This window comes from Pseudomonas sp. WS 5011 (genome assembly GCF_012985775.1).
GTDB classification, from domain to species: Bacteria; Pseudomonadota; Gammaproteobacteria; order Pseudomonadales; family Pseudomonadaceae; genus Aquipseudomonas; species Aquipseudomonas peli.
Genome location: NZ_JAAQXA010000003.1, coordinates 169593 through 189163, shown reverse-complemented (window position 1 = coordinate 189163; position 19571 = coordinate 169593). Strand labels below are relative to the sequence as shown.

Below are 19571 nucleotides of genomic sequence, written 5' to 3'. Positions count from 1 at the left end.
ATCTATCAAGGCTTCAAGCCTGAGCCTTTCAGCCTGTCGCGCCCGGTAAAAGTTTCTGCGCTTCAGCAAAGCAGGCTTCGGCCAGGGCTGAGCGTGGGGCGCTGCGGCGCAGGATCAGGCCCAGCGGGGCGAGGGTGTGGGCATCCTCAATCGGCGTGAGCGCCAAGTGCTCGGTGAACTCGGCCAGGCCGCCGTTGAGCGGCATGATCGCGCAGCACAGCCCGGCGCTGACCGCTTGCAGCAGTTGATGCACGGCATCGGTTTCCAACCGTGGATTGGGCGTCAGGCCACGGGAGCGAAAGCTGTGGTCGATGGACTGGCGAAAGTGCATGCCGGCCGAGAGCAGGCCCAGCGGCAGATCAGTCAGGCTTTCCCAGCGCAGGGACGGGTCGGTGAAGTGAAAATGTCGACGGTCATGCAGCAGGCCCATGCGCGTTTCCGCCAACTCCAGGCTGTCGAAGTGTTCCGGGTTGAGGCGGTCGAGATACGACAGGCCAAGGTCGAGTTGATTACGCCCCAGGCGCTCGAGAATTTCCTCGCTGCTCAGGGCGAACAACTGAAAGCGCAGCCCGGCATGCTGCTCAGCGAAAAACTGCACCAGGCGCATCGGATCGAAACCTGCCAGTGGCACCACGCCCAAACGCAAGGTGCCGACCAACTGGCCACGGCAGGCGGCCGCTTCGGCATACAGGCCATCGTGCGCGGCCATCAGGCTTCGCGCCCAGGCCAGAATGCGCTCACCCTCGGCGCTGAACCCCTCAAAGCGTTGGCCACGGCGCACCAACTCCAGACCCAGTTCGTCCTCCAACTGACGCAGGCGCATCGACAGGGTCGGCTGGGTGATATGGCAACGCGCGGCGGCCTGGCCGAAGTGGCGGGTTTCATCCAGGGCGATGAGGAACTTCAGCTGTTTGATATCCATGATGCGTCCTCAACGTCCTGGGGCGGCCAACGGGTGTGAGGTTAAAGCCCCTGCACCAGTGCGCGGTAGTCTTCGACGGCTGCAAACTCCTCGGTGTCCTTTGGCCCCGCTTGGCTATCGGGTTGGCGCACGGCAAGCAGGTGGCCGACGCCAAAATGTCCGGCACTGCGCAGGATTGGCAGGCTGTCGTCGATAAACAGGCTGCGCGCCGGCTCGAAGCTGATGTCCTGCTGCAGGGCGTGCCAGAACTGCTGGTCTTCCTTGGGGAAGCCATAGTCGTGGGAGCTGATCAGCCGGTCGAAGTAGGGCGCCAGTTCGATGCGTTCCAGCTTCAGCGACAGCGAATCGCGGTGCGCGTTGGTGATCAGCACCACCTGCTTGCCGGCTTGGCGCAGGGCCTGGATAAAGGTGTCGGCGTCCGGGCGCAGGGCGATCAGGTGCGCGACTTCGCGCTTGAGGTCGCGGATCGACAGGTTCAGCTCGCGGCTCCAGAAATCCGTGCAGTACCAGTTGAGCGTACCGGCATGCTCGCGAAACAGCGGCAGCAGTTCGGCTTCGGCCAGCGCGCGGCTGACACCATGGTGCTCGGCATAGCGCTGCGGCAGGTGCTGCAACCAGAAGTGGTTGTCGAAGTGCAGGTCGAGCAGGGTGCCGTCCATATCCAGCAGGACGGTGTCGATGGCGTTCCAGGGCAAGGCAGGCATGCGCAGTTCTTCTGGTAGATGCGCAGGCGGTCGCGATTTGCGCCACAGGCGTCGTGATCGCGCAATCTCCTACGCAGATAATAGGAAAAGCCGCGCTATGATAACCCGCTATGTCCTGCCCAGGAGCCGCCCCATGCGTCAGAAACCCACCGTACTCGCTCGCGAAATTGTCGCCAGCAGCCGCCTGTTCCGCGTTGAGGAGCTGCAACTGCGCTTCAGCAACGGCGTGGAACGCACCTATGAGCGGCTGGTGGGCAAGGGTTCCGGCTATGGTGCGGTGATGGTGGTGGCGATGGTTGATGACGAGCACGCGCTGCTGATCGAGGAATACTGCGGCGGCACCGATGATTATCAGCTGTCGCTGCCCAAAGGGCTGATCGAGCCGGGCGAGGACGTGCTGGACGCGGCCAACCGCGAGCTGAAAGAAGAAGCCGGCTTTGGCGCGCACAAGCTTGAGTTGCTGGCCGAGCTGAGCCTGTCGCCGGGTTATATGAGCCAGAAGATTCAGGTGGTGCTGGCCTCGGATCTCTATGAAGAACGCCTGCCCGGCGATGAACCGGAACCGATGCGCGTCGATCAGACCAGCCTGCGCGAACTGTCGAGCCTAATCCAGCACCCGCAATTTACCGAAGGTCGCGCCCTCGCTGCGCTTTACCTGGCCCGCGATGTACTGACTCAGCGTGGGGTTTTCAAGGGATGAGCCAAGCCATGAGCCAAACAATGCCCCATCCCCTTATTCCCGCTGTGATTGAACTGGTGCGCCAGGCTGGCGCGGCAACATTGCCGCATTGGCGCGCCGATGTGACGGTGAATGAAAAAGCCGACGCCTCGCCGGTGACCGCTGCCGATATGGCCGCGCACCATATTCTTAATGACGGTCTGCTGGTCTTGGCGGCTGATATTCCGGTGCTCTCCGAAGAAGCGGCCGATATTGCCCTGAGCACCCGTGCGCAGTGGTCGCGCTGGTGGCTGGTTGACCCGCTGGATGGCACCAAGGAATTTATCGCCGGCTCCGAAGAGTTCACCGTCAACGTCGCGCTGATTGAGCAGGGCCGCGTGGTGTTTGGCGTGGTGGGTATTCCGGCCACCGGCCAGTGCTATTACGGCGGTGCCGGTCTTGGTGCTTGGCGCGCTGATGCGGCGGGCAAGGCTGAGCCGATTCGTGTGCGTCTGGCCCCACAGGAAGCCTTTACTCTGGTGGCCAGCCGCCGTCATTCCAGCCCGGCGCAGGAAGCGTTGTTGACCGGGTTGAGCGAGCGTTTTGGTGATCTGCAATTGGCCAATGTCGGCAGCTCGCTGAAGTTCTGCCAACTGGCCGAAGGCAATGCCGATTGTTACCCGCGCCTGGCGCCGACCTCGCAGTGGGACACCGCCGCGGCGCAGGGCGTGTTGGAGGGCGCGGGTGGTGAAGTGCTGACGCTAAAGGGCGAGACTCTGACCTATGAGGCGCGTGAGTCGTTGCTCAATCCGTACTTTCTGGCGCTGCCGGCCGACGCTCCCTGGCGCGCCGAGCTGATTCAGCTGGCTCGCGCGTTGGATTAAGACGTGGCCGTAGGATGGGTTAGCCGCAGGCCAACCCATCACTGATGCTCAGTCGAGCATATCGCCGTAGCGTTCGTCCTTTTTGAACAGCAGCGGCTGGGCGAAGCCCGGCACCTTGATCTGCTCGGCGCTGATCTCGATCTGCTTATCGTCGATCAGGTCGTTGCCGAAGTTATAGATAATCCCCAAATCCCCCAGCAGCGCCTGCGCGTCGTAGGCCTGAGCGGCGTGGCGCGTGGCTTCGCGGCGCTGCAGGTAGGCGGCAAAGGCCGCTTCGCCATGGCGCTTGCGCAGCATGCGTTCGGCCACATGCGGGGCCAGCAGCAGGGCACTGGCGTTGTTGCCACCAAAGCCCTTGGAGTTGATTACGCAGAGATCCAGCTGCTCGGGCGCGCGGGTACGGTCGGCGGTGGCGAAGCTTAGGTGCTGCTGGTGCACGTCGTCGGCTACGGCGTCGATGGTCTTGATGCCGGGGATGATGCCGTATTTGAAACTGCCCAGAGCGGAGATCACCTGATCACCACTGGCAGTGGCCAGGGAGTGGCCAACAAATGCTTTCACTGCGGTGACCGGCCATTGCTCAATAGCGAAGGCGCTGGCGATGCGGTCGAGGATTTCTGATTCGGTCACGCGGTTGGCCGGGGTGCTGGAGCCGTGGGCATGCACGAAGCTGCGCTCACGCACTGCGTCGATGCCCAACAGTTGCACGGCGCTGGCCACGGCCTTGGCCACGGTCAGGTAGTTACCGGGGCCCGGGGCGGAGATGGACTTCTTGAAACCGTCGGCGTTGATAAACACATCCGGCACCGCGCCGTGGATGTCTGCACCCAACTCCAGGGCCAGGGCATCGTCCATCAGCACGACGAACTGGCAGGCTTCGGCTAGGGTAAAGCCGCAGTTCTCGCCAAACGGGCGGCTGGCGCGGCGGAAGTCGACCGAGTCCTTGCCTTCGATCTGGCGTAGGCCGTCTTCGGTGGCCAGCGCGCCCATGGCACCGTAGCCCTCGATGCATTCCTGATTGATCGGTGCTTCGCTGTTGCCGACGATGGCCACCCGCGCCTTGCCCGAACTGATCAGCTCGATGCCTTTCTGCAGGTTATAGAGGAAGGTGGCACAGGCGCCGGTGACGCTGCCGGTGGTGCCGACGCTGCCTAGCACATAGGCGTTGATAAAGTCCGCCGGCATGGTGTTCAGGCCCAGGGCCAGCTGCTTGGCGGTGACACGACCACCCTTGAGGCGCGACTGCATCAGGCCGCCGAAGCCGTTTTCATCCAGCTGACTCATGATGCTGCCGGCAAACACCGCGACTTCGTCCGGCGCCACGTGCTGCATGATGGTCTGCCAGTCGATGCCGGTGGCGCGCAGCGCATCGGTGACGCCGACGATGGTCATGGCCAGGCCACGCGGGTGGAATCGTGCGTTGTACAGCTCGCTCGGCTCGAAGCCGCTGGGCAGCTGCCCGGCGGATTTCACTGGCAGGGCGCGGTAGCTGTCGACCTTGAATTCGCAGTTGTCATGCAGGGTCACCAGCACTTCACTGGCGTTCAGCTCGTCCACCGTCCAGTCGCTCGGCAGCGGCTCTGGCAGGTGCTTGCGCAGGGTGATAAAGCTCAGCGGCTGACCGGCTGTGGCGCTGATGTCGATGGTCTTCTGCCAGTGCGCGGCGTCGACATCCAGATGCTGTTTCTCGATACGGCGCACCAGGGTCGAGGTGAGAATCTGCTCGGCGAAGCGGCTGTCGATCTCGGCCAGGCTCAGGGTGTTGCCGGCGTTATCCTGATAGTGGCCATCAACCACCTTGACCAGTTTCATCATCACTGCCAGACCGGCAAGGGTCTGCTGGCGCGCAGGCGTGTCCATGGACTCGATCACGGTGCGGCGGAAACCATGGTGGAAGGAGCTGCGTCCAGCCGCGTTATAGCCACCAAAACCAACTATCACAGGTAAGCGTGAGGTCACTCGATAACTCCTTGAAAAGATAACGCCAGACAAACCGAGATAAGGCTATGGAGGCTTGTCACGCAGTCTGGAACGCTCTGCGGCGGTTATTGCGCCGCGATCAAGCGCCCAGCATGGCTGTTCGGATGCCTATGCTGACGTGATTGCTGACTTGCGAGTCACGGTTTCGACCAAGGTCGCGCATCGCTAAAACCTTACGGCTGCTATGGTCTCTGCGCACAACGCCCAGCTGGAGAACAACAATGCACAGCGTCAATCCTTACGAATACGGCATGCCCCGTGATGCGGCAAATTTTCAGGCGCTCAGCCCGCTGAGCTTTCTTGAGCGCGCCGCCAGCGTCTACCCGCAGCGCCTGGCGCTGATTAACGGCAGCCTGCGGCAGACCTGGGGCGAAACCTATAGCCGCAGTATTCGTTTGGCCTCGGCCTTGGCTCAGCGCGGCATCGGTTTGGGCGATACCGTGGCAGTGATTGCGCCCAACGGCCCGGCGATGTTCGAGGCGCATTTTGGCGTGCCGATGTGTGGCGCGGTGCTGAATGCCATCAACACCCGTCTGGATGCCGAAGCCATCGCCTTTATCCTGCAGCACGGCGAAGCCAAGGTGCTGCTGGTGGACAAGGAGTTCGGCGAGCTGGCCCAGCGTGTGGTCGGTCACCTGCCGCAACCGCCGCTGGTGATTGGTATCGACGACCCGGAATATGCCGAGGGTCTGCTGATCGGTCAGCTGGATTACGAGGCGCTGCTGGCCGAAGGCGACCCGGACTATGCCTGGCAGCTGCCGGCGGATGAGTGGCAGGCGATCTCCCTCAATTACACCTCCGGCACCACCGGCAACCCCAAGGGCGTGGTCTACCACCACCGCGGCGCACACCTGAATGCCCTGTCCAACGCCATGTGCTGGGACATGAGCCGCTTCCCGGTGTACCTGTGGACGCTGCCGATGTTCCACTGCAATGGCTGGTGCTTCCCTTGGGCGCTGGCCGCCTATGTCGGCGTCAATGTGTGCCTGCGCCATGTACGCGCCGAGGCCATCTACCCGTTGCTCGCCGAGCATGGCGTCGACCATTTCTGCGGTGCGCCGATCGTGCTGAATATGCTGGCCAACGCCGATGACGCGCTGAAAGTCCTGAAAACCCGTCCAGTGAAAGTGCTCACCGCCGGCGCCGCACCACCCGCAGCGGTAATCGAGGCCATGGAAGCCCTGGAATTTCGCGTGACCCACGTATACGGCCTGACCGAAACCTACGGCCCCAGCGTGGCCTGCGAATGGAAAAGCGAGTGGGATAGCGAAAGCCCGGAACAGCGTGCGCGCCTGAAATCCCGCCAGGGCGTGCGAGCGCCGCTGCTCGACGGCCTGATGGTGGCCGACCCGGACACCCTGCAACCGGTGCCGAAAGACGGCCAGACCATCGGCGAAATCATGATGCGCGGCAACGTGGTGATGAAGGGCTACCTGAAAAACCCCTCTGCCACCGCCGAGGCCTTTGCCGGTGGCTGGTTCCACTCCGGCGACCTGGCGGTGTGGCACGCCGACGGCTATGTCGAGATCAAGGATCGCAGCAAGGACATCATCATTTCCGGCGGCGAGAACATCTCCTCCATCGAGGTGGAAGACGTGCTGTATCGCCATCCGCTTATTTTGGAAGCTGCCGTGGTGGCGATGGCCCATGCCAAGTGGGGCGAAACCCCCTGCGCCTTCGTCACCCTCAAGCCAGGTGCAGAGCTGACGGCCGAGGAAGTAATCGCCTTCTGTCAGCAGCGTATGGCGCGCTTCAAGGTGCCGGGCTGCGTGGTGTTTACCTGCCTGCCGAAAACCAGCACCGGCAAGGTGCAGAAGTTTGTTTTGCGTGAGCAAGCCAAGCAATTGGCCGCGCAGCAGGCGGTGGCATAAGGAGGATTGAAGGCACTTGTTACAGGTTTAAATAGATAACGAGTTGAGAACCTAAATGTCATTCACTACTATTTGGCACCTTAACTCGTCTATACCAAGAGGCATTACACCATGCAGGTAAGCAAAGGCTTGTTCGCCGCACTCTCTCTCACTGCGCTCGCCAGCACTGCGCAGGCCGCCGATGAAGTGGTGGTGTATTCCTCGCGTATCGACGAGCTGATCAAGCCGGTGTTCGATGCCTACACCGCGAAAACCGGGGTCAAGGTCAAGTTCATCACCGACAAGGAAGCGCCGCTGATCGCGCGTCTGAAGGCTGAAGGCGCCAACACCCCGGCTGACCTGCTGATCACCGTCGACGCCGGCAACCTCTGGCAAGCCGAGCAGGAAGGCGTGCTGCAGCCGACCAAATCCGAGCTGATCACCGCCAATATCCCGGCCCAGTACCGCTCCAGCACTGACAGCTGGACCGGCCTGTCGCTGCGCGCGCGGACCATTTTCTACTCCACCGAGCGGGTTAAACCGAGCGAGCTGAGCACCTACGAAGCCCTGGCTGACAAGAACTGGGAAGGCCGCCTGTGCCTGCGTACCAGCAAGAAGGTTTACAACCAGTCGCTGACCGCCACCCTGATCGAAACCCATGGCGCGGCCAAAACTGAAGAAATCGTCAAGGGCTGGGTCAACAACCTGGCCACCGACGTGTTCGCCGATGACACCGCGCTGCTGCAAGCCATCGACGCCGGCCAGTGCGACGTTGGCATCACCAACACCTACTACTACGGCCGCCTGCACCAGCAGCAGCCTGACCTGAAAGTGAAGCCGTACTGGCCGAACCAGAACGACCGTGGCGTGCACGTCAACCTAGCCGGTGCCGGTGTGACCAAGTATGCGCCAAACGCCGAAGCCGCGCGCAAGCTGCTGGAGTGGATGACCACCGAAGAAGCGCAGACCATCTTTGCCGGCGTTAACCAAGAGTTCCCGGCCAACCCGGCGGTTGCACCGTCCAAGGAAGTCGCTGCTTGGGGCACCTTCAAGGCTGACTCGATCGCCACCGAAGTGGCCGGCAAGCGCCAGGCTGAAGCGACCATGTTGATGGATCGCGCTGGCTGGAACTAAGAACTTAACGATTTGCTGCGCGTCGGCCCTGCGGCGTTAAAAACAGGCTCGGAATGCTCATGTACAAAAGTACACTCCGCTTCCTCGCCTGTTTTTGCCTTGCAGGACTCTAGCTCGCGAAATCGTAAACAGGTTCTACGGCCTACGCCGTTATACTCGACGCCCCGGCTTAGTCCGGGGCGTTGTCTTTTCCAGTTTTGAGGACTCTGCGTGGCCCATCCTGCCCAGCGCCGCTGGTACCCCATCGCCTTTGCAGTTGCCTTGCTGGTGCTGCTGCCGCTGAGCGTGCTGATGTTTAGTTGGCACGAGGTCGACCAGCAGATCTGGGCGCACCTGTGGCAAACCCAGTTGCCGCGTCTGCTCGGTAATACCCTGGTGTTGGTCCTCGGTGTGGGCGTGGGTGTGACGCTGCTTGGCGTGAGCCTGGCCTGGCTTACCAGCCTCTGTGAGTTCCCCGGCAGGCGCTGGCTGGACTGGGCGCTGATGTTGCCATTTGCCATTCCCGCCTATGTGCTGGCGTTCGTGTTTGTCGGTCTGCTGGATTTCGCCGGCCCGCTGCAGACCCTGCTGCGCGAGTGGTTCGGCAGTGACGTGCGCTTTCCCCGGGTGCGTTCCACCGGCGGGGTGATCATCGTGCTGGTGCTGGTGTTCTACCCCTACGTCTACCTGCTCGCGCGCAATGCCTTTCTGGCCCAGGGCAAGGGCTTGATGGAAGCGGCACGGGTGCTTGGTCTGAGCCCCTGGCGAGCGTTCTGGCGCGTAGCCTTGCCGATGGCGCGCCCGGCGATTGGCGCCGGTCTGGCGCTGGCCATCATGGAAACTCTGGCGGATTTCGGCGCGGTCTCGGTGTTCAATTTCGATACCTTTACCACGGCCATCTACAAGACCTGGTACAGCTTTTACAGCCTGACCAGCGCCACGCAACTGGCCAGCCTACTACTGCTGGCGGTGATGTTGGTGCTCTACGGCGAGCGCCGCGCCCGCGGTGCGGTGCGTCCGGTGAATGAACGTCCGCGCGGCAAGGCGCTGTATCACCTCAAGGGCGGCCAGGCACTAGCCGCCAGTGCCTGGTGCGGTCTGGTATTCGCCTGCGGCTTTGTTATCCCGGTGCTGCAGCTGATCGTCTGGTTCTGGCAGCGCGGCCGTTTCGATCTGGATGAACGCTACAGCGCATTGATCCTGCACACCTTGTATCTGGGCGCGATGGCGGCGCTGATTACCGTCAGTGTGGCCTTGCTGCTGGCGTTCTCTCGACGTTTAACCCCGACCCGTTTGATGCGCGGCACTGTCGGCGTGGCCAACCTCGGCTATGCCTTGCCGGGTTCAATGCTGGCGGTGGCGATCATGCTGGCCTTCAGCTACCTGGACCGTGAGCTGGTGATCCCGCTGTCCAGCTGGCTGGGCGGTGCAGGCAAGCCGGTGCTGCTCGGCAGCCTTTCGGCGCTGCTGTTGGCTTATATGATCCGCTTTATGGCGGTGGCCTACGGGCCGCTCGAAAACAGTCTGGCGCGCATCCGCCCCTCCTTGCCGGAAGCGTCGCGCAGTCTCGGTGTTGGCGGCGTCGGGCTGTTCTTCAAGGTCTACCTGCCCCTGCTGGTGCCGGGTGCGCTGTCGGCGGCGTTGCTGGTGTTTGTCGACGTGCTCAAGGAAATGCCTGCCACCCTGCTGATGCGCCCCTTTGGTTGGGACACGCTGTCGGTGCGGGTGTTTGAAATGACCAGTGAAGGCGAGTGGGCACGCGCTGCGCTGCCGGCCCTGACCCTGGTGCTGGTCGGTCTGCTGCCGGTGATTTTGCTTATCCGCCGTTCGGCGCGCCGTCACGGTTAGCCAAACGGGCCTGCGCGACAGGCTGCTACGTTGGGATGACCGCCCCCGGTGTTGCGGCTACAATGCGCGCCATTCGCAGCGGCCGATCATCTTGATAGCCCGTGCCAGTGCCCGATTGTGTGGGCTCAGCCGGGTTGCCGCTGCACTGCCCAGCCCGCAAGGAGACACTTATGGGACAGCGCACACCGCTCTATGACCTGCACCTCGCTCTGGGTGCCAAGATGGTCGACTTCGGCGGTTGGGACATGCCGTTGCACTATGGCTCGCAGGTCGAGGAGCATCATCAGGTGCGTCGCGACTGCGGGGTGTTCGATGTGTCGCACATGACCGTGGTGGATGTCAGTGGCAGCCAGGCCAAGGCCTATCTGCAACACCTGCTGGCCAACGACATCGAGCGCCTGCAAAGTATCGGTAAAGCCCTCTACAGCGGCATGCTCAATGAGCAGGGCGGGGTGGTGGATGATTTGATCGTCTACCTGACCGACTTTGGTTACCGCGTGGTGGTGAATGCCTCGACCCGTGACAAGGACCTGGCCTGGATGCGCCTGCAGAGCGTCGACTTCGACGTGCAATTGCACGAGCGATCCGAACTGGCAATGTTGGCCATTCAAGGCCCGCATGCGCGCAGCAAGACCGCTGAGCTGGTCAGCCAGTCGCGCGCCAACCTGATTCAGAGCCTCAAGCCGTTCGAAGGCCAGCCCGATGGCGAGTGGTTTATCGCCCGCACCGGTTACACCGGCGAAGACGGCCTGGAAATCATGCTGCCAGCCAGCGAAGTGGTGGCCTTCCTTAATGAACTGGTCGGTGCCGGTATTTCCCCGATCGGTCTTGGCGCGCGCGATACCCTGCGCCTGGAAGCCGGGATGAACCTTTACGGCCAGGACATGGACGAAAGTGTTACCCCACTGGCCGCCAACATGGCCTGGACCATCGCCTGGGAGCCGGCCAGCCGTGGTTTCGTTGGCCGTGCCGCGCTGCAGAAACAGAAGGCCGAAGGCGTTCCCTCTAAGCTGGTGGGCCTGGTGCTGGAAGAGCGCGGCGTGCTGCGTGCGCATCAGGTGGTTCGGGTTGAGGGCGTGGGCGAAGGTGAGATCACCAGTGGTAGCTTCTCGCCGACTCTGGGTAAATCCATTGCCCTGGCCCGTGTGCCGGCGGCTACCAACGAACGTGCCGAGGTAGAAATTCGCGGCAAGTGGTACCCGGTGCGGGTGGTCAAGCCGAGTTTTGTGCGAAACGGCAAGGCGCTTATCTAAGCCTTGAGTTAGCCATGGATGGTCGAGAGCGCCCGTTTTGGAGCGGCTCGCTAGGTTTTTAAAGACTTTCTTTCGGTATGGCCAAGGCCTGCTAAATTTCCATGACGGCGTGGTCGCCGTCATGTCAGATGAGGAACGACACATGAGCAATATCCCCGCCGATCTGCGTTATGCCGCCAGCCACGAGTGGGCGCGCCTGGAAGCCGATGGCAGCGTTACCGTAGGTATTTCCGATCACGCGCAGGAAGCCCTGGGTGATGTGGTATTCATCGAGCTGCCAGAAGTCGGCAAGAGCCTGAATGCCGGTCAGGAAGCCGGGGTGGTGGAATCGGTCAAGGCCGCGTCCGACATCTACGCACCAGTCTCCGGTGAAGTCATCGCGATCAATGACGGCCTGGCCGACAGCCCGGAAAGCGTCAACAGCGATCCGTACGGCAGCTGGTTCTTCAAGCTCAAGCCAAGCGATGCCAGCGAGCTGGACAAGCTGCTGGATGCGGCCGCTTACAAGGCCACAGCCGATAGCGACGCCTAAGCCTCCCGCTTAGCTGCAAAATAAAGCCCCGCCTCGCGGGGCTTTGTTGTTTCTGCGTCTTTGCTTGCCCCTCGTAATGGCACTGTGCCGCTCTAGCACGGCTATTCGTCGCACTCAGCTGTTTGTTCGGTCAGAAAGTTTGCGCGGCCCGCGATGCTGACTAGGCTGTTGATCCATGTCACAAGATGTTTCGCTGCTCGGTGCATAGTGCGTTGAGTGCGCATGCATCAATTCCCCAGTTTCTATGCACTAACCCCCGCACGGTTAATGGATGTCAGGGTATAGGCAGTGCGACTGCATTTGCGCAAAAGGACGATGGAGGCAGGTTGATGATTGGACGAACCAACAAACCCCTGAAAATGCGCGTGCTGATGGTCGACGATGACCTCGGCAGCCCCACTAGCATGCGTGGGCGCGTACTCAACGAGCTGGTCGACGAATTTGCCAGCCGCAATGCCGAGCTGATCAAGGCCACCTCCTACGAGGATGGGTTGGCGGCGGTGATGTCCGATGCGGCGCTGCATTGCATCTGCGTCGATTGGACCCTGGGCAAGAATGACGACAGCTCCCACGCCCAGGCGCTGGAGTTGCTGCGCAGCATTCGCCAGCGCAACGAAAACGTTCCGGTATTTCTAATGGCCGACCGCAATGCCAAGAAGAGCATCACGGTGGAAGCCATGGGGCTGGCCGACGAGTTCGTCTGGATGCTCGAAGACACGGCGCCCTTTGTCGTCGGTCGGGTGATTGCCGCGATCAACCGCTACCTTGAGCACCTGCTGCCGCCGTTTACCGATGCACTGCTGCGCTACACCATGAAAGATGAGCACTCCTGGGCTGCGCCGGGGCATCAGGGTGGGATTGCCTTTACCAAGTCGCCGGTGGGCCGGGTGTTCTTCGACTTTTTCGGGGAAAACCTGTTTCGCACCGACAGCGGTATCGAGCGCGGCAGCCTTGGTTCAGTGCTCGATCACAGCGGCCCGGTGGCAGACTCCGAAGCCTATGTGGCGCGGATCTTTGGCGCCCACGCCAGCTATTCGGTACTCAACGGCACCTCTGGCTCCAACCGGGCGATCTTTATGGCCTGTGTCGGTGAAAACCAGTTCGCCCTGTGCGACCGCAATTGCCACAAATCCATCGAACAGGGCCTGGTGCTGACTGGCGGCCTGCCGCTGTATATGACGCCGACACGCAACCGCTACGGGATTATCGGCCCATTGCTGCCTGCGCAGTTCGATGCGCAGCGCATCCAGGCCGCCATCGCCAACCACCCGCTGCGTGCCCAGGCCAAGGGCAGCAAGCCCGTGTATGCCGTGGTCACCAATTGCACCTATGACGGCATGTGCCTGCACGCCGAACGCGCCGAGAGCATGCTGGCGCAGAGCAGTGAGCGCATTCACTTCGATGAGGCCTGGTACGGCTACGCGCGCTTCAATCCGCTGTACCAGGGGCGTTACGCCATGCGTGGCGATCCCGCCAGCCACCCGGCCGATGGCCCTACGGTGTTTGCCACCCACTCGACCCACAAGCTGCTGGCGGCGCTGTCGCAGTCCTCGTTTATCCATATCCGCAACGGTCGCAATCCGGTCGAGCACAGCCGCTTCAATGAATCCTTCGTGATTCAGGCCAGTACCTCGCCGTTGTATGCACTGTTCGCCTCCAACGAGGTGGGTGCGGCGATGATGGATGGCAACGGCGGCTATAGCCTGACTCAGGATTCGCTTCGCGAGGCGGTGGATTTCCGTCAGGCGCTGGCGCGAACCCATCGCGAGTTTGCCAGCCGTGGCGACTGGTTCTTCCAGCCATGGAACGCGCCGCAGGTCTGCGATAGCAAAACCGGCAAGATGGTTGATTTTGCCGACGCCGATGCCGAGCAACTGGCCAGCGATCCCGCCTGCTGGGAGCTGGAGCCAGGCGCCGAATGGCATGGCTTTGCAGGCCTGGAAAAAGGCTGGTGCATGCTCGACCCGATCAAGGTCGGCATCATGGTGCCGGGCATGGGCGCCGACGGCCAGCTGCTGGCGGAGGGCATCCCCGCGCCCATCCTCGGTGCCTTTCTCTACCGCAACAACATTGTGCCGTCGCGTATCACCGATTTTATGGTGCTGTGCCTGTTCAGCATCGGCGTAACCAAGGGCAAGTGGGGCACGCTGATCAACGTGCTGCTGGCCTTCAAGCGCCACTACGACGGCAATGTGGCGCTGGAAAGGGTGCTGCCTGATCTGGTCGCCAAGGCGCCTGAGCGCTACCGCGGCATGGGCCTGCGTGACCTCAGCAGCGAGATGTTCGAGTACATGCGCAGCAGCCGCATGGACGCCCTGCAGGCCGAAGCCTTCGGCAACCTGCCGTTGATCGAAACAACCCCGCGCGCTGCGTTCCAGGCGCTGCAAACCGGCGAAGTCGAACTGTTGCCGCTGCAACAGGCGGCTGGGCGGGTTACCGGGGTCGGCATCATGCCGTATCCACCTGGCATCCCGATTGTCATGCCCGGCGAGAACCTCGGTCCGCTGGATGGCCCGTGGATTCGTTACATCCAGGCCCTGCAGGATTGGGGCAATCACTTCCCCGGTTTCGAGAAAGAGGTAGAGGGCGCCGTGCATCAGGACGGCGGTTACCACTTCTGGTGCCTCAAGCGCTAAGGGCTGGCACCCATCAGGTCTATTACAAGGAGTTCATCATGAGTCACGCGAAAGTGCCGTTGCCGGCATCCCTAGCCCAGCGTTACCCGGTGCTGATTGTGGTCAACACCCTGGAGCACCCGGACAGCATCGTTCTGCGCAGCGCCGAGGAGGTGGGTCGGGCCTTGCAGCAACATGGCCTGGAGGTTGAGCGAGTCAGCTCGCTGGATGACGCGGAAATCGCCTTTCGCGCCGACCCAGCCTATTGCTGCGTCATTCTCGGCTGGGGCTTGTGCGAGGAGAACTTGCCGTTAGCGCTGCACCTAATTCGGCTGATCCGCCAGCGCACCGCACAGCTGCCGATCATGCTCGGCATGAGCCAGGCGCATCAGAGCCGGGTGCCGCTGGAGTTTGTTGAAAATATCGACGGGTTTATCTGGCAGCCGGAAGACAGCCCGGCGTTTGTCGCCGGCCGCATCGAAGCCGCTGCCCGGCGCTACCTGGACAGCATCCTGCCGCCGTTTTTTGGCGCTTTGGTGAACTTCGCCGACACCCACGAATACTCCTGGCACACCCCAGGGCATACCGGCGGCACCGCCTTTATGAAGACCGCAGTGGGTCGCAGTTTTCTCGACTTCTACGGCGAGCAGATGCTGCGCTCCGACCTCAGCGTATCGGTGGGTGAGCTGGGCTCGCTGAATGATCACTCCGGGCCGATTGCCGAAGCGGAAAAGAATGCCGCGCGGGTGTTTGGCGCCGATTACACCTTCTTCTCGGTCGGTGGCAGTTCAGCCAGCAATGAGATCGTCCTGCACTCGGCGGTCACCGATGGCGATGCGGTGCTGGTCGATCGCAACTGCCACAAGTCGCTGAACTACGCACTGAATATGTCCGGCGCGGTGCCGCTGTACCTGCGGCCACGGCGTAACGCACGCGGGCTGATCGGCCCGGTGCCGCGCAGCGAGCTGACGCCCGAGGCGGTGGCGCAGAAAATCGTCGAAAGCCCGTTGATGGCTGACAAACAGGCGCGTCCGGTCTTGGCCGTGCTGACCAACTCGACCTATGACGGCCTCTGCTACAACGTGCAGACCACCACCCGCGAGCTGAGCCGCAGCGTCGACCGGATTCATTACGACGAAGCCTGGTACGCCTACGCGCGCTTCAACCCCTTGTATGAAGGCCGTTACGGCATGCACCGCGGCGAACGGCATGCCGATGACGCCACGGTGACCGTCACCCACTCCACCCACAAGCTGCTGGCGGCGCTGTCGCAGGCGTCGATGATCCATATCCGCTCGGGCAAGGTGCCGGTCAAACCAGAGTTGTTCAACGAAGCCTTCATGATGCACACCTCGACCTCGCCGCAATACAGCATCATCGCCTCCACCGATGTATCGGCGAAGATGATGGACGATGCTGGCGAGTACCTCACCGATGAGTCGATCAGTGAGGCCATCAGCTTTCGCCAGGCCATGGTTCGTTTGGGCACCGAAGTACGCAAACGCAACCCGCAGGATTGGTGGTTTGGCGTGTGGCAGCCGGATGAAGTCAACGGTGTACCTTTTGCTGAAATTGACCCACAGACCCTGCACCATGGCGATGCCTGGGTACTCAAGCCAACGGCCAACTGGCATGGTTTCGGCGATTTGGGCAGCGATTACTGCATGCTCGACCCGATCAAAGTCACCGTACTGACGCCCGGCCAGACGCTTGAAGGGCAGATGAAGGACAGCGGCATTCCGGCACCGCTGGTGTCGTCCTTCCTCGCCAGCCGCGGCATTGTGGTTGAAAAAACCGAGCCGTACTCGATTCTGCTGTTGTTCAGCCTGGGCGTGACCAAGGGCAAGTGGGGCTCGCTGGTCGCTGGGCTGATGGAGTTCAAGAAGCACTACGACAGCAATGCCTCGCTGGAATTGGTGATGCCTGAGCTGGTCGCCAACCATGGCGAGCGTTACGCCGGCATGGGCCTCAAGGACCTGGCCGACGCGATGCACCAGGACATGCTCGCCTCCGAGCTGCTGCACAACATGGACGCTGCCTTCAGCCTGTTGCCGGATGTGGTGTCATCACCGCGGGCGACGTTTGCCAAGCTGGTGAAAGGCCAGATTGAGCAGATCGCAGTGCGTGACATGCTGGACCGCACCGTGGCCGTACAGGTTGTGCCGTATCCACCGGGCATCCCGCTGATGATGCCGGGCGAGAAGGCTGGCGCGGACAAGCAAGCGATCATCGATTACCTGCTGGCGATGGAGCTGTTCGATAGCCATTTCCCCGGTTTCGAGCACGACAACCATGGCGTCGAGATTGAGCGCGATGGCCAGGGTGGGCTGACGTACAAGGTCTATGTGGTCAAACAGTAACGCTTAGCCACTCCGGGCCGGCAGCCTTGTCTGCTGGCCGCGCCAGTGCCACGCAAAGAACAAGGAGAGGTCGATGGCTGAGTCAAGCAAGAAGATGAGCCTGGTGGGGCTCACCACCCTGGTGTCGGTCAACATGATGGGTTCCGGCATCATCATGTTGCCGTCGAGCATGGCCCAGTTGGGCGCGGTTTCGTTGCTGTCGTGGATCATCACGGCAGTCGGCTCCATGGCCATTGCCTATTGTTTCGCCCAATGCGGCATCTACTGCCACCGCTCGGGCGGTATGTCGGCCTATACCGAGGAAGCGCACGGCAAGTCGGCGTTCTTTCTCTGTTCGTTTCTGTATTTTCTTTCGCTGGCCATCGGCAACGTGGCCATCGGTATTTCTGCAGTGGGTTATCTCACGCCGTTCTTCCCCTGGCTGGGCAGTGGCGCGATTCCGCTGTTTGTCGGCACGGTCGGGCTGATCTGGCTGACCACAGTGGCCAACTTCGGCGGCCCGCGTATCACCGGCAGAATTGGCGCGATCACTGTCTGGGGCGTGATCATCCCGGTGGCGGGGCTCAGCCTGATCGGCTGGTTCTGGTTTGACCCTGCGGTGTTGAAGGATGCCTGGAACCCGCACAGCCTGAAGATCAGCGACGCCATTGCGCAGAGTATTCCGCTGACTCTGTGGGCCTTCCTCGGCATGGAATCGGCGGCGCAGAACTCCGATGCGGTGGAAAATCCAGAGCGCAATGTGCCGCTGGCCTGCCTGTTCGGCACCCTCGGCGCAGCCGTAGTGTATGTGCTGTCGACCACGGTGATTCAGGGCATCGTACCGAATGCCGAGCTGGCCAACTCCAGCGCGCCATTTGCCTATGTCTATGCGCAGATGTTCAACCCCTTTATCGGCAACATCATCATGGGCCTGGCTGTCATGGCCTGTATCGGCTCGCTGCTGGGTTGGCAGTTCACTTTGGCGCAAACGGCTAAGGTCACGGCGGATCAGGGCATGTTCCTCAAGCTGTTTGGCAAGGTGACGGCGGCCAATGCACCGGTGATCGGCATGATCGTGTGCGGGGTGCTGCAAACCCTGTTGGCGCTTTCGACTATCTCGCCGAACGCCAGCGCGCAGTTCAGTAAGTTGGTCAATCTGGCGGCCGTTACCAACCTGATTCCCTATGTCACGGCGCTCTCCGGGTTGTTGGTGATCATGTACAAGGCCCGCGTCAGCGCGGCGATCTATACCCGCAACGTGGTGGTGCTGATGGTGGCGATGGTTTATTGCTTCTACGCCCTGTATGCCTCGGGCAAGGATGCGGTGTTCGGCGCGATGCTGGTGCTGGCGTTGGGTTATCTGCTGTACGGCTTTATCGCCAAGCGCTTTGTTGCCGAGCAACCCACGCCCGGTAAGGCGTAATGGCCGGTAAACCCTTTGAATCTGGGGATATGGATATGAATATTCACCTGTGTAATCCGTTCAACCTGCTGCTGGCCTGCCTCCTTGCGCTGTCGCCTGTAACCCACGCCGATACGTTGCAGCGCATCGAAAGCAGCAACACGCTTAATCTGGGTTATATCGACGACATTGCCCCGTTTAGCAGCCTGCAAAACGGTGAAGTCGGCGGCTATGCGATTGAGCTGTGCGAGAAGGTGGTCGAACAGGTCAAAACCGAACTGAACCTGCCTGCGCTGCAGGTGCGCTATCAGTCTGTGAAGGCGACACAAGGGCTGAGCGCCGTGCGTGATGGTTCGCTAGACCTGCTCTGCTCGCCCAGTGTGGAAAGCCTCAGTCAGCGTAAGCACGTCAGTTTCTCCCTGCCCATCTACACCGCCGGGCTGGCGGTCTTGGTGCGCAAGGATGCGCCCGAGGCTTTGCTCAACGCGCTCAACGGTGAGGTGGCACACAGCGGACCGACTTGGCGCGCCACGGTCAATCGCGGCTTGGCTAACCATACCTATGCGGTTAAACAGGGCGAAGCGACAGAAGCCTGGATTCGCAAGCAGCAACGCATGCTGGGTGTTGTCGCTACGGTGGTGACCGTCAGCAGCCAGGAGGAAGGTGTGCAGTTGGTGGCCGAGGGTAAGGCCGATGCGTTCTTTTCTGAGCGCATGGTCCTGAAGAATTACCTGGCCAAGCGTGATGATGCCAGTGATATGCAGGTTCTGGAGCGAATCTACGAATTCGCCCCGGTGGCGATGGCCTTAACGCGTGGTGACGAAGACTTCCGCCTGTTGGTCGACACGGCCCTTAGCAAGGCGCAGCGCTCAGGTGAGCTGGAGCAGATTTACGGTCGCTACTTCGGTGAGCCGGGGGATATGGTCAAGGCGCTGTTCAAGGTGTACGCCTTGCCTGAGTGACAGGCAGCTTAGCCGGCACTGAGCATTTTTCGCCAGTGCCGGTTTGCCTGTTAGGCCGATTACTCGGCTTCGACCCGCAGCACCACACCGTCCTGACCCACCACGCGCACCGGCGTGCCCGCTGGTAGATTCGGGCCGCTGACCAACCACAACGAGTCTCCGGCTTTTATCTTGCCACGCCCCTCATGGATGGCTTCATGCAGGGTAAAGGTGCGTCCCATGAATTCGCTGCCACGCTGGTTCAGCCCAGGCTGGTCGGATGGCTTTGCGGCGCTGCGTTGGCGCTGCCACCAGAACACTGCTGTGAGTATCGACAGTAGGCCGAACAGGATGAACTGCGCAGCCCACGGCAGGCCCGGAAAGATAAAGGTCAGCAGGCCGACGCTGGCGGCGGCCAGGCCGATCCACAGCAGATAGCCCCCGGCACCGAACACTTCGAGGATCAGCAGCAGGGTGCCGAACGCTAGCCAGTTCCAGTACGACAGGTGCTGTAAAAAGTCCCACATGGT

Annotated in this window: 15 protein-coding genes; 11 read left to right on the top strand and 4 right to left on the bottom strand. The window is 61.6% G+C overall.

Annotated features, from left to right (window positions below; genetic code table 11):
- Positions 1-28: 28 nt before the first annotated feature.
- Both HBN63_RS04910 and yrfG read right to left on the bottom strand, forming a co-directional pair.
- Positions 29-922, bottom strand: a complete 894-nt coding sequence (locus HBN63_RS04910; RefSeq protein ID WP_170048617.1) for a LysR family transcriptional regulator — start codon at positions 920-922, stop codon at positions 29-31.
- 41 nt (positions 923-963) lie between these two features.
- Positions 964-1626: a GMP/IMP nucleotidase gene (yrfG, locus tag HBN63_RS04905; RefSeq protein WP_170048616.1), complete on the bottom strand. Its 663-nt coding sequence runs from the start codon at positions 1624-1626 to the stop codon at positions 964-966.
- A gap of 133 nt (positions 1627-1759) precedes the next feature.
- Here yrfG and nudE point away from each other — a divergent pair, with 133 nt between their 5' ends.
- A complete protein-coding gene (nudE, locus tag HBN63_RS04900; RefSeq protein ID WP_170048615.1) occupies positions 1760-2326 on the top strand; it encodes an ADP compounds hydrolase NudE in 567 nt (188 codons plus the stop codon).
- 20 nt (positions 2327-2346) lie between these two features.
- On the top strand, positions 2347-3168 hold the full coding sequence (gene cysQ, locus HBN63_RS04895) for a 3'(2'),5'-bisphosphate nucleotidase CysQ (RefSeq protein ID WP_170048614.1): 822 nt from the start codon (positions 2347-2349) through the stop codon (positions 3166-3168).
- Between the two features lie 48 nt (positions 3169-3216).
- On the opposite strand, the gene HBN63_RS04890 is transcribed toward cysQ, so the two are convergent.
- Positions 3217-5127: a beta-ketoacyl synthase gene (locus HBN63_RS04890; protein ID WP_170048613.1), complete on the bottom strand. Its 1911-nt coding sequence runs from the start codon at positions 5125-5127 to the stop codon at positions 3217-3219.
- A gap of 242 nt (positions 5128-5369) precedes the next feature.
- Between HBN63_RS04890 and HBN63_RS04885 the strand changes: the two genes are divergently transcribed.
- From HBN63_RS04885 to HBN63_RS04845, 9 genes are all read left to right on the top strand, one after another.
- Entirely contained in the window at positions 5370-7019 is a 1650-nt protein-coding gene (locus HBN63_RS04885; RefSeq protein WP_170048612.1) for an acyl-CoA synthetase, read from the top strand.
- A 111-nt stretch (positions 7020-7130) separates the two neighbouring features.
- Complete coding sequence (locus tag HBN63_RS04880) at positions 7131-8132, top strand: extracellular solute-binding protein (protein WP_170048611.1); 1002 nt, start codon at positions 7131-7133, stop codon at positions 8130-8132.
- A gap of 210 nt (positions 8133-8342) precedes the next feature.
- On the top strand, positions 8343-9959 hold the full coding sequence (locus HBN63_RS04875) for an iron ABC transporter permease (RefSeq protein ID WP_170048610.1): 1617 nt from the start codon (positions 8343-8345) through the stop codon (positions 9957-9959).
- A gap of 170 nt (positions 9960-10129) precedes the next feature.
- Positions 10130-11212, top strand: a complete 1083-nt coding sequence (gene gcvT / locus HBN63_RS04870) for a glycine cleavage system aminomethyltransferase GcvT (protein ID WP_170048609.1) — start codon at positions 10130-10132, stop codon at positions 11210-11212.
- Between the two features lie 142 nt (positions 11213-11354).
- A complete protein-coding gene (gene gcvH / locus HBN63_RS04865; RefSeq protein WP_090250315.1) occupies positions 11355-11744 on the top strand; it encodes a glycine cleavage system protein GcvH in 390 nt (129 codons plus the stop codon).
- Between the two features lie 329 nt (positions 11745-12073).
- Entirely contained in the window at positions 12074-14380 is a 2307-nt protein-coding gene (locus HBN63_RS04860; protein ID WP_170048608.1) for an Orn/Lys/Arg decarboxylase N-terminal domain-containing protein, read from the top strand.
- A gap of 38 nt (positions 14381-14418) precedes the next feature.
- On the top strand, positions 14419-16719 hold the full coding sequence (locus HBN63_RS04855) for an Orn/Lys/Arg decarboxylase N-terminal domain-containing protein (protein ID WP_170048607.1): 2301 nt from the start codon (positions 14419-14421) through the stop codon (positions 16717-16719).
- Between the two features lie 73 nt (positions 16720-16792).
- Positions 16793-18121: a putrescine-ornithine antiporter gene (gene potE, locus HBN63_RS04850; RefSeq protein ID WP_167143571.1), complete on the top strand. Its 1329-nt coding sequence runs from the start codon at positions 16793-16795 to the stop codon at positions 18119-18121.
- A gap of 35 nt (positions 18122-18156) precedes the next feature.
- Positions 18157-19062, top strand: a complete 906-nt coding sequence (locus HBN63_RS04845) for an amino acid ABC transporter substrate-binding protein (RefSeq protein WP_170048606.1) — start codon at positions 18157-18159, stop codon at positions 19060-19062.
- Positions 19063-19121: 59 nt separating this feature from the next.
- On the opposite strand, the gene HBN63_RS04840 is transcribed toward HBN63_RS04845, so the two are convergent.
- Positions 19122-19568: an NfeD family protein gene (locus tag HBN63_RS04840; RefSeq protein ID WP_170048605.1), complete on the bottom strand. Its 447-nt coding sequence runs from the start codon at positions 19566-19568 to the stop codon at positions 19122-19124.
- Between the last annotated feature and the right edge of the window lie 3 nt (positions 19569-19571).